This is a genomic window from Streptomyces sp. NPDC024632, assembly GCF_055559175.1.
The window spans coordinates 212,013-222,522 of record NZ_JBVHLD010000014.1 but is presented as its reverse complement, the minus strand read 5'-3'; the positions used below and the strand labels follow the sequence as shown (position 1 = coordinate 222,522).

Sequence of the window (10,510 nt, the reverse complement as noted above, 5' to 3'; positions counted from 1 at the left end):
GTCCCCCCCCCCCCCCCCCCCCCCCCCCCCCCCCCCCCCCCCACCCCCCCCCCCCCCTCCCCCCCCCCCCCCCCCCCCCCCCCCCTGGGGCCGTTTGCGCCCCACCAGCAGGACAGGAAAGTTTCCTAACCAAAACCCTTGTTGCGGACACGCCAGCGCTACTACCGTTCCGGCAACGCCTTTCCGGGCCCTTCCGGAAGCTCAACTCCCCGCTCAGGCAAGGAGTGTCCCCCCATGTCGTCCTCCGCAACCCCCCGCCTCCGCAGGACCGCCCTCGCCGCCGCCACCGGGCTGACCGCCGCCCTCGCGCTCGGCCTCGGCACGGCGGCCGGTTCCGCCCACGCGGCGGCGACCGAGCTGCCCAGCGGCATCTCGGCGCCCTATCTCTACCTGGGCTGGGGCAACCCGCCCTCGGCCACGTCGGTGATGTCGGCGACCGGCATCAAGCAGTTCACGATGGCCTTCATGCTCTCCGACGGCGGCTGCAACCCGAAGTGGGACGGCAGCCGCGCGCTGACCGGCGGCACCGACCAGTCCACGATCAACGCGATCAGGAACGCGGGCGGTGACGTCACCGTCTCCTTCGGCGGCTACAGCGGCAACAAGCTGGGCCAGAAGTGCACATCGGCGTCCGCGCTCGCCGGGGCGTACCAGAAGGTGATCGACGCCTACTCCCTGAAGTCGATCGACATCGACATCGAGGCGGGCGAGTTCAGCAACGCGACCGTGCGGCAGCGGGTGGTCGACGCGCTCAAGACGGTCCGCGCGAACAACAGCGCCCTGAAGATCTACGTCACCTTCGGCACCACGCCGACCGGGCCCGACTCCGCGGGCAAGGACCTGATCAAGAAGGGCGCCGCCGCCGGGCTGAACATCGACGCCTGGGCCGTCATGCCCTTCGACTACGACCAGGGCGGCACCACCGACATGCTGGCCACCACCAAGTCCGCGGTGGACGGCCTGAAGAACGCCGTCGCCAGCGCGTACGGGCTGTCCTCCGACGCCGCCTACCGCAAGGTCGGCCTGTCCTCGATGAACGGCAAGACCGACAGCGCGGGCGAGACCGTCTCGCTCGCGGACTTCAAGTCGATCGTGTCCTACGCGACCGGCCACCACCTGGCCCGCGTCAGCTTCTGGGCCCTCAACCGGGACCGCAAGTGCGGCTCCGGCGAGTCCGCTGGCGACTCGTGCAGCGGCATCACGCAGAACACGTACGACTTCACCAAGGCCCTGGCCGCGTACACCGGCTGAGGCCGCGTCAGACGGCCTCAGCCGGCCTCGGGCGAGGGCAGCAGCGGAAGGGGCGGGGTCAGAAGACCGACTCCGCCTCTTCCATGCGCTCCTCGGGGACGGTCTTGAGCTGGGTGACGGCGTCGGCCAGCGGGACCAGGCCGATCGTCGTGCCCTGGAGCGAGGTCATGTGACCGAAGGCGCCCTTGTGGGCGGCCTCCACCGCGTGCCAGCCGAAGCGGTTGGCCAGCACCCGGTCGTACGCGGTCGGCACGCCGCCGCGCTGGACGTGGCCGAGGATGACCGGGCGGGCCTCCTTGCCCAGCCGCTCCTCCAGCTCCATGGCCAGCGTGGCGCCGATGCCCGCGAAGCGCTCGTGCCCGTACTTGTCGATCTCTCCGACGCCGTAGTCCATGCTGCCCTTGGCCGGGTGGGCGCCCTCGGCGACGCAGATGACGGCGAATTTCTTGCCGCGCGCGAAGCGTTCCTCGACCATCGCCACCAACTGGGACGGCTCGAAGGGGCGTTCGGGGATGCAGATGCCGTGCGCGCCGCCCGCCATGCCCGCCTCCAGGGCGATCCACCCGGCGTGTCGGCCCATCACCTCGACCACCATCACGCGCTGGTGGGACTCCGCGGTGGTCTTCAGCCGGTCTATGGCCTCGGTGGCGACGGTCACGGCGGTGTCGAAGCCGAAGGTGCGGTCGGTGCCGTTGATGTCGTTGTCGATGGTCTTGGGCACGCCCACGACCGGCATCCCGGCGTCGGAGAGCATCCGGGCGGCGGTCAGCGTGCCCTCGCCGCCGATCGGGATCAGCACGTCGATGCCGTACTCGGCGCACATCTCGTCCGCGTTGTCCGCCGCCTCGCGCAGCCGGGCGCGCTCCAGCCGGGCCGAGCCGAGGATGGTGCCGCCGCGGGCGAGGATGCCGCTCACCGAGTTGAGGTCGAGCGGCCGGAAGCGGCCCTCCAGCAGGCCGACGAAGCCGTCCTCGAAGCCGATGACCTCGTCGTCGTACCCGGTCAGCGCGCGGTGCACGACCGACCGGATGACGGCGTTGAGGCCGGGGCAGTCGCCGCCGGCGGTGAGGACTCCGATACGCATGGGCCTGTCTCTCCAGACGGTCGTCGGCTGCTGCTGTGGCGCGTGCTGTCACGCGCTGTCGGTATCCAGTGGATCACAGCGCCTGGTCACCCCGGAGCGGGGCTCCAGGTCACGGGGACTTCGGGACCAGCGTGCACTCGGTGATCCGGCCCGCCACATAGTCGTCCACATTGCGGACGGTGGCGGCGACGATCTCGTCGATCGCGTCCACCGTGAAGTACGCCTGGTGCGAGGTGATCAGCACATGCGTGAAGGTCAGCAGCCGGGCCAGGGTGTCGTCCGTCATCACCTCCAGCGACTTGTCGTAGAAGAAGACCCCGGCCTCCTCCTCGTACACGTCGAGCCCGACGCCGCCGAGCCTGCCCTCACGCAGCGTCTCGACCAGCGCGGCGGAGTCGATCAGGCCGCCGCGGCTGGAGTTGATCAGGATCGCGTCGTCCTTCATCAGCGCCAGCCGCCGCTCGCCGACCAGGTGGTGGGTGGAGGGCATCAGCGGCACATGGAGGCTGATCAGGTCCGACTCCCGGAAGAGCCGGTCCAGTTCGACGTACTCCATCCCCAGTTCGGTGCAGGCGGGGTTGACCGCGATGTCCCAGCCGAGAATCCGCATGCCGTAGCCGCGGGCGATGGCGGTGAAGGCGGTGCCGATCTTGCCGGTGCCGACCACGCCGACCGTACGGCCGTGGAAGTCCCGGCCGAGCAGGCCGTCGAGCCGGAAGTCGAAGTCGCGCGTGCGGCTCGCCGCCCGCACGATCCGCCGGTTCAGCGCCGAGGCCAGCGTCCAGGCGAACTCCGCCACCGAATACGGGGAGTAGCGGGCCACGCGCGCCACCGTCATCCCCAGCCGCTCCGCGTGGTCCAGGTCGATGTTGTTGTAGCCCGTCGAGCGCTGCGCGATCAGCTTCGTGCCGCCGCGCACCAGGGCTTCGAGCACCGGCGCGTCCAGCACCGCGTTCACACTCGTCGACACGGCCTCGTACCCCGCCGCCAGCGGCAAGGTGTCCTTGGTGAGGAACGTCTCAAGACACCGCACCTGATGGCGCGCCCCGAAGGCCGCCTCCAGCAGAGGGCGCTCGTCGCGCTGCACCCCAGTCGCCAACACGTCCACAGGACCGGCCCTCCTTACGTGAGTCCTTCCTCACTCTACGTGCGCGCCGCGCGCCCCGCGCCACGCCTCGCGGAGGCGGGCCGGTGCCCCTGGGCGGCAGGCGGTACCCGGGAGCGTTAGCGTCAGGGGTGCGTACGGCCGTACGCGAAGGGTTCAGGGCAGAACGGACGGATCAAGCGTGACGCGCAGCGTCTACCTCACGGGGATCGGCCGCGGCGACGGCCGCCAGGTGATCGAGCTGGGGGTGATGGAGCTGCTGACCCGCCAGGTCGACCGGGTCGGCGTCTACCGCCCGCTGGTCCACGACACCCCCGACCGTATTTTCGAGCTGCTGCGCAGCCGCTACCGGCTGACCCAGGACGCGGCGAGCGTCTTCGGCATGGGGTACGAGGAGGCGGCGGCGCTCCAGGCCGAGCAGGGCCAGGAGGCGCTGACCGCCCGGTTGGTGGACGGCTACCTGAGGGTGGCGGCGGAGTACGAGACGGTGCTGATCCTGGGGTCCGACTTCGCGGGCACCAACCTCCCGGCGGAGCTGGGCGTCAACGCGCGGCTGGCGAACGAGTGCGGCGCGTCGGTGCTCGCGGTGATCGGCGGTCTGGAGCAGTCGGCGGAGTCGGTGGTCGCCGAGGTGCGCAACGCGTACCACGCGTACACGAATCTGGGCTGCGACGTGATCGCGATGATCGCGAACCGGGTGGCCCCGGCGGAGGTCGCGGAGGCGGCGGAGCGGCTGGGCCGGGTCCCGGACGTGCCGGTGTACGTGCTGCCGGACGAGCCCGCGCTGTCGGCGCCGACGGTGGCGCAGATCGCGGAGACGCTGGGCGCGCGGGTGCTGCTGGGCGACGACGCGGGGATGTCCAGGGACGCGCTGGACTTCGTGTTCGGCGGCGCGATGCTGCCGACGTTCCTGCCCGCGCTGACCCCCGGCTGTGTGGTGGTGACGCCCGGCGACCGGGCGGATCTGGTGATCGGGGCGCTGGCGGCGCACTCGGCGGGGTCGCCGCCGATCGCGGGGGTGCTGCTGACGCTGGACGAGAAGCCGCCGCCGCACATCCTGGCGCTGGCGAACCGGCTGGCGCCCGGCACCCCGGTGCTGTCGGTGGCGACCGGCTCCTTCCCGACGGCGGCCGGGCTGTTCGCGCTGGACGGCAAGCTGGGCGCGGGCACACCGCGCAAGGCGGAGACGGCGCTGGGCGTGTTCGAGACGCATGTGGACACCGCGGAGCTGACCGAGCGGCTGTCGGTCGCCAGGTCGGCGCGGGTGACGCCGATGATGTTCGAGCACGCGCTGATCGAGCGGGCCCGGTCGGCGCGCAAGCGGATCGTGCTGCCCGAGGGCGGCGAGGAACGAATTCTGCGGGCCACCGAGGTGCTGCTGCGCCGCGGGGTCTGCGACCTGATCCTGCTCGGCGAGGAGGACACGCTGCGCAAGAAGGCGGCCGACCTCGGGATCTCCCTCGACCAGCCGGGCGTGAGCGTCGTCGACCCGCAGACCTCACCGCTGCGGGACCGGTTCGCCGCGCTGTACGCGCAACTGCGCGCGCACAAGGGCGTCAGCTACGAGCTGGCGTACGACGTGGTCGCGGACGTGTCGTACTTCGGCACCCTGATGGTCCAGGAGGGCCTGGCCGACGGCATGGTGTCGGGCGCGGTGCACTCCACGGCGGCGACGATCCGCCCGGCCTTCGAGATCATCAAGACCCGCCCCGACGCGGCGATCGTCTCCTCGGTGTTCTTCATGTGCCTGGCGGACAAGGTGCTGGTGTACGGCGACTGCGCCGTCAATCCGGACCCGGACGCCGAGCAGTTGGCGGACATCGCCATCCAGGCGGCGGGCACCGCGGCCCGCTTCGACGTACAGCCGCGGATCGCGATGCTGTCGTACTCGACCGGCACCTCGGGCTCGGGCGCGGACGTCGACAAGGTGCGGGCGGCCACCGAGCTGGTCCGCGAGCGGCGGCCCGACCTGCTGGTGGAGGGGCCGATCCAGTACGACGCGGCGGTGGCGCCCTCGGTGGCGGCCACCAAGATGCCGGGGTCCGCGGTGGCCGGGCAGGCGACCGTGCTGATCTTCCCCGACCTGAACACCGGCAACAACACGTACAAGGCGGTGCAGCGCTCGGCGGGCGCGGTCGCCGTCGGACCGGTGCTCCAGGGTCTGCGCAAGCCGGTCAACGACCTGTCGCGCGGCGCGCTGGTGCAGGACATCGTCACGACGGTCGCGATCACCGCGATCCAGGCCCAGGGAGAGAACCCGTGAGCGCGACCCGTGTACTGGTCATCAACTCCGGCTCCTCGTCGGTGAAGTACCAACTGCTGGACATGGCCGACCACGCGCGTCTGGCGACCGGTCTGGTGGAGCGGATCGGCGAGGGCGGCGGTGCGCCCGACCACGCGGCGGCACTGCACACCGTGGCGGAGCAGCTCGATGAGCAGGGCCTCGGCCTGGACTCGCCGGAGCTGGCGGCGATCGGCCACCGGGTGGTGCACGGCGGTACGCGTTTCACCGAGCCGACGCTGATCACCGACGAGGTGGTGGCCGCGATCGAGGAGCTGGTGCCGTTGGCACCTCTGCACAATCCGGCCAACATCACCGGTATCAAGGTGACGCGTGAGCTGCGGCCCGATCTGCCGCAGGTCGCGGTCTTCGACACGGCCTTCCACTCGACGATCCCGGAGGCCGCGGCGCGGTACGCGATCGACGCGGCGACCGCCGACCGGTACGGCATCCGCCGCTACGGTTTCCACGGCACCTCGCACGCCTTCGTCTCGCGGGCGACGGCGGAGCTGCTCGGCAGGGAGCCGGCCGACGTCAACGTGATCGTGCTGCACCTGGGCAACGGCGCGTCGGCCTCCGCGGTGCGCGGCGGGGTGTGCGTGGACACCTCGATGGGCCTGACGCCCCTTGAGGGCCTGGTCATGGGCACCCGCTCCGGCGACCTCGACCCGGCGGTGGTGTTCCACCTGGAGCGGGTGGCCGGCATGGGCACCGACGAGATCGACACGCTGCTGAACAAGCGCAGCGGTCTGCTGGGCCTGTGCGGTGACAACGACATGCGGGAGATCGGCCGCCGGATGGCCGAGGGCGACCGGGCGGCGCAGCTCGCCTTCGACGTCTACGCGCACCGGATCCGCCGTTACGTGGGGGCCTTCAGCGCGGTGCTGGGCCGGGTGGACGCGATCGCTTTCACGGCGGGCGTCGGCGAGAATTCGGCCGCAGTTCGCGAAGCGGCTTTGTTGGGTCTCGACAATCTAGGTGTCACTATGGACCCTGTACGCAACGCGCTTCGCGGCACTGCGGCCCGGCTGGTCTCGGCGGCGGCGTCGCGGGTGGCCGTCGCGGTGGTGCCCACTGACGAAGAGCTGGAGATCGCCCGCGATACTTACGTACTGGCGACCGAATAAGCATGGCTGACCGTCCCGCAGCCACGACCGCCCCTGGAATATTCCGGAGCGGAACAAACCGATAGGATAGCGCCCATGCGCCGAGCCAAGATCGTCTGTACCCTGGGTCCCGCCGTCGACTCCTACGACCAGCTCAAGTCGTTGGTCGAGGCGGGCATGAACGTGGCCCGTTTCAATTTCAGTCACGGCAGCCACGCCGAGCACGAGGAGCGCTACCAGCGCGTCCGTAAGATCGCCGCCGAGACCGGCCGGGCGATCGGAGTCCTCGCCGACCTCCAGGGTCCCAAGATCCGCCTCGCCAAATTCGCCGACGGACCGGTCGAGTTGATCGCGGGCGACGAGTTCACCATCACCGTCGAGGACGTCGCGGGCGACAAGTCCATCTGCGGTACCACGTACAAGGGTCTGCCGGGCGATGTCTCCAAGGGCGACCCGATCCTGATCAACGACGGCAACGTGGCGCTGCGCGTCATCGAGGTCGAGGGCCCGCGGGTCCGCACGCTGGTGGTCGAGGGCGGCGTGATCTCCGACCACAAGGGCATCAACCTGCCGGGCGCCGCGGTGAACGTGCCGGCGCTGTCCGAGAAGGACATCGACGACCTGCGGTTCGCGCTCCGGATGGGCGTCGACATGGTCGCGCTGTCCTTCGTGCGCGACGCCAAGGACGTCCGTGACGTGCACCGCGTCATGGACGAGGAGGGGCGCCGCGTCCCGGTCATCGCCAAGGTGGAGAAGCCGCAGGCGGTCGAGAACATGGAGAGCGTCGTCGCGGCGTTCGACGCGGTGATGGTGGCGCGCGGCGACCTCGCCGTGGAGTACCCGCTGGAGCAGGTGCCGGTCGTGCAGAAGCGGCTGGTCGAGATGTGCCGGCGCAACGCCAAGCCGGTGATCGTGGCGACCCAGATGATGGAGTCGATGATCACCAACTCGCGGCCCACGCGCGCCGAGGCGTCCGACGTGGCCAACGCGATCCTGGACGGCGCGGACGCGGTCATGCTGTCCGCCGAGTCGTCGGTCGGCAAGTATCCGATCGAGACCGTCAAGACGATGTCGCGGATCGTCGTGGCCGCCGAGGAGGAACTGCTGTGCCGCGGGCTCCAGCCGCTGGCCCCCGGCAAGAAGCCCCGCACCCAGGGCGGCGCCGTGGCCCGCGCCGCCGCCGAGCTGGGCGACTTCCTGGACGCCAAGTCCCTGGTCGCCTTCACCAAGTCCGGTGACACCGCCCGCCGCCTGGCCCGCTACCGCGTGCCCGAGCCGGTCCTGGCCTTCACCACCGACCCCGCCACCCGCAACCAGCTCGCGCTGACCTGGGGTGTGGAGTCCTTCGTGGTCGAGCACGTCGACAACACCGACGCCATGGTCGAGCTCGTCGACCGCGAGATGCTCAAGCTCTCCGAGTACGCCAAGGGCGACACCGTCATCATCACCGCCGGCTCCCCTCCGGGCGTCCCCGGCACCACCAACCTCGTCCGCGTCCACCACCTCGGCGACTGACCGCCCCCTCCCCCGGAGAAACCAGCGACCAGCGACCGCCCGCGGCCCGCGCCCCTTCCGAAAGGGGTGCGGGCCGCGCGGTGTTGGGGGCTCGGCTAGCCGGGGGTGCCGTAGATGTGCATGCCGGGGACGTGGAGGGTGCCGCCGAACTGGGCCGCCTGGATGACGGTGGCGTTGGTGAAGAACAGTTCGGGGAGGGTCAGCGGCGGGGGCGCCTTCGGGGTGAAGGTGATGGGGATCAGCCCGAGGAGATTGCCGCTGAGGGACTCGGTGTAGAGCGTCACCGTGCCGTTGGTGAACTTCGAGGTGGAGCCCTTGGCCGCCTCGACGTTCGTCTTCGTGCCCTTGGGGCCGTCGACTATCTGGTGCAGATTGTCGATGTCGATGCCGGAGACGGTGAACTTCAGGACGTCCTTCACCGTGCCGTTGTGCGTCTTGACCTTGACTATGCCGTGGTACGACAGGCCGTGCAGGGTCAGCTTCGTGGTCTTCAGGACCCACGGGGTGTCCGGCAGCAGGGGTATGCCCTGCTCGACATCGGCGTCGGCGAGCGCCTTCGCGTCGTACACCGGGCACGGGTAGGACTGCGGGTCGTCGGTGCCGCCCGCGCTCGGGGTGGCACTGGGCGACGCCTTGTCCTTGGCGTCCTTGGCCGCGTCCTTGGCGTCCTTCACCGTCTTGTCGAGACCGCCGACGGCGGTGTCCACGGTGTCCTTGACGGTCTTGCCGGCCGTGCCCACCGGGTCGTCGCCCTTGGCGGGCGCGCTCGCCGACGGCGACGTGCTCGGCTCGGGCTTCGCCGTCGTCGGCGCCGGGTCCGGCTGCGGGGCCTGGGTGGTGGGCGTCGCGGTCGGGGTCTTGCCGCCGCCGAGCAGCCCGCTCACCAGGTCGCCCAGGCCCAGCGGGTCCCACGGGTTGACCGACTTGGTCGGGCTCGGGGTCGCGCTCGGCGTGCCGGTCGCCCGGGACGTGTTCTCGGTCTTGCTGTCGGCGCCGCTGTCGGACGACGGGGCCTTCGCCGAGTCGGTCGGCGCGGGCGCCTCCGGGCTCGTGGAAGGACTCGGACTGCTCGACGGGCTCGGGCCGGTCGTCGGCTTCGACGTCTCCTGCCCGCCCGGCTTGTCCGTGGCCTTGCCGTCCGCCGCGCTCTTGGAGGCCGAAGGGCTCGGGGTGTCCGACTGAGTCACGCAGGGGCCGGGCTTGTACGGGTTCTTGGGCATCTCGTCGGCCTGCGCGAGATGCGGCGTGAAGCCCATGCCCATCAGTACGGCCGTGGGCATCGCGGCCAGGGCGACCGCCTTCCCGGCGGGCACGTGCAGCTTGGTCAGCAGGGACTTGCGGGGAGCCGCGTGCCGCGGTCCCGAGGTGGCCCGGTTACGGGACCCGTCGCTCTCGGCCTGCTGAGCGTCGTCACCCAGCACGGTGCCTCCCGTTCTCCTCGGTGTTCTCTTCGTCGGGCCGCGCTCCGGCGTGGACCGGCTCGGGCTGTCCGTACGCCTCAGCGGGCTCGTGGGGCCCCTGGGACTGCGCGGGCAGGGTGGGCGGAGCGTTCTCGTCGCCGCCGCCCTCAGGGGCGCCGTCGGGCAGCTCCGCCTTCTCGCCCGGCTCGTCGGTCGCCGGGACACCCGGCGCCCAGGAGACGGCGAGCGCGCCGCCGAGCAGCGCGGGCAGGAAGCCGACGAGGAAGCCGCCGAAGTTGGAGACCACCAGCGACACCAGGGCGAGCAGGATCGACGCGACACCGGCGAAGATGCGTACCGCGCTCTGGAACCACATGGTGAGGCCGAGCACGAACAGCAGGACACCGATGATCAGCGAGCCGGAGCCCGCGGTCGTCGCCATCCGGACGGTCAGTTGGCCGAGCGTGAGGTTCGCGTACGGGAAGTAGGCGATCGGCACTCCGGCGAGGAGGGTCAGCAGACCCGCCCAGAACGGGCGCCCCCAACGCCAGTGGCGGAACGACAGCCGCCAATAACGGATCCGGGCACTCAGTCCTGTTGACTCGGCGCTCATAGGAAACAGCTCCCTGGGACTGGCTTTGCTGAGAGATCGATCGGTGGCGCCGGGGGGGGGGGGGGGCCCCCCCCCCCCCCCCCCCCCCCCCCCCCCTCCTCCCCCCCCCCCCCCCCCCCCCCCCCCCCCCCCCCCCCCCCCCCCCCCCCCCCCTT

8 protein-coding genes are annotated in these 10,510 nt (G+C 71.2%); 4 read left to right on the top strand and 4 right to left on the bottom strand.

All coding sequences use genetic code 11. The annotated features are described in order from the left end of the window. Nucleotides 1-234: 234 nt before the first annotated feature. Nucleotides 235-1,251: a chitinase gene (locus ACZ37P_RS27540; protein WP_467349086.1), complete on the top strand. Its 1,017-nt coding sequence runs from the start codon at nucleotides 235-237 to the stop codon at nucleotides 1,249-1,251. A gap of 58 nt (nucleotides 1,252-1,309) precedes the next feature. On the opposite strand, the gene ACZ37P_RS27535 is transcribed toward ACZ37P_RS27540, so the two are convergent. Together ACZ37P_RS27535 and ACZ37P_RS27530 are read right to left on the bottom strand one after the other, a co-directional pair. After that, on the bottom strand, nucleotides 1,310-2,335 hold the full coding sequence (locus tag ACZ37P_RS27535; RefSeq protein ID WP_355349595.1) for an ATP-dependent 6-phosphofructokinase: 1,026 nt from the start codon (nucleotides 2,333-2,335) through the stop codon (nucleotides 1,310-1,312). Between the two features lie 109 nt (nucleotides 2,336-2,444). After that, on the bottom strand, nucleotides 2,445-3,443 hold the full coding sequence (locus ACZ37P_RS27530; protein WP_355349598.1) for a 2-hydroxyacid dehydrogenase: 999 nt from the start codon (nucleotides 3,441-3,443) through the stop codon (nucleotides 2,445-2,447). 178 nt (nucleotides 3,444-3,621) lie between these two features. Between ACZ37P_RS27530 and pta the strand changes: the two genes are divergently transcribed. The 3 genes from pta to pyk all read left to right on the top strand — a co-directional run bounded on the left by pta (nucleotide 3,622) and on the right by pyk (nucleotide 8,342). Next, nucleotides 3,622-5,703: a phosphate acetyltransferase gene (gene pta / locus ACZ37P_RS27525; protein WP_355349601.1), complete on the top strand. Its 2,082-nt coding sequence runs from the start codon at nucleotides 3,622-3,624 to the stop codon at nucleotides 5,701-5,703. Then, a complete protein-coding gene (locus tag ACZ37P_RS27520) occupies nucleotides 5,700-6,848 on the top strand; it encodes an acetate/propionate family kinase (protein ID WP_391044645.1) in 1,149 nt (382 codons plus the stop codon). The genes pta and ACZ37P_RS27520 overlap by 4 nt, the downstream gene beginning before the upstream one ends. Nucleotides 6,849-6,923: 75 nt before the next feature. After that, on the top strand, nucleotides 6,924-8,342 hold the full coding sequence (pyk, locus tag ACZ37P_RS27515) for a pyruvate kinase (RefSeq protein WP_355349607.1): 1,419 nt from the start codon (nucleotides 6,924-6,926) through the stop codon (nucleotides 8,340-8,342). 95 nt (nucleotides 8,343-8,437) lie between these two features. Here pyk and ACZ37P_RS27510 read toward each other — a convergent pair whose 3' ends face one another. Further along, complete coding sequence (locus tag ACZ37P_RS27510) at nucleotides 8,438-9,763, bottom strand: hypothetical protein (protein ID WP_391044642.1); 1,326 nt, start codon at nucleotides 9,761-9,763, stop codon at nucleotides 8,438-8,440. Then, nucleotides 9,753-10,355, bottom strand: a complete 603-nt coding sequence (locus ACZ37P_RS27505; RefSeq protein WP_355349613.1) for a DUF6114 domain-containing protein — start codon at nucleotides 10,353-10,355, stop codon at nucleotides 9,753-9,755. The genes ACZ37P_RS27510 and ACZ37P_RS27505 overlap by 11 nt, the downstream gene beginning before the upstream one ends. Nucleotides 10,356-10,510: the final 155 nt, after the last annotated feature.

Bases quoted from the DNA above. Each gene is read 5' to 3' on its own strand.
- ACZ37P_RS27540 (WP_467349086.1), top strand. From the start codon at position 235: ATGTCGTCCTCCGCAACCCCCCGCCTCCGCAGGACCGCCCTCGCCGCC.
- ACZ37P_RS27535 (WP_355349595.1), bottom strand. From the start codon at position 2,335: ATGCGTATCGGAGTCCTCACCGCCGGCGGCGACTGCCCCGGCCTCAAC.
- pyk (WP_355349607.1), top strand. From the start codon at position 6,924: ATGCGCCGAGCCAAGATCGTCTGTACCCTGGGTCCCGCCGTCGACTCC.
- ACZ37P_RS27505 (WP_355349613.1), bottom strand. From the start codon at position 10,355: ATGAGCGCCGAGTCAACAGGACTGAGTGCCCGGATCCGTTATTGGCGG.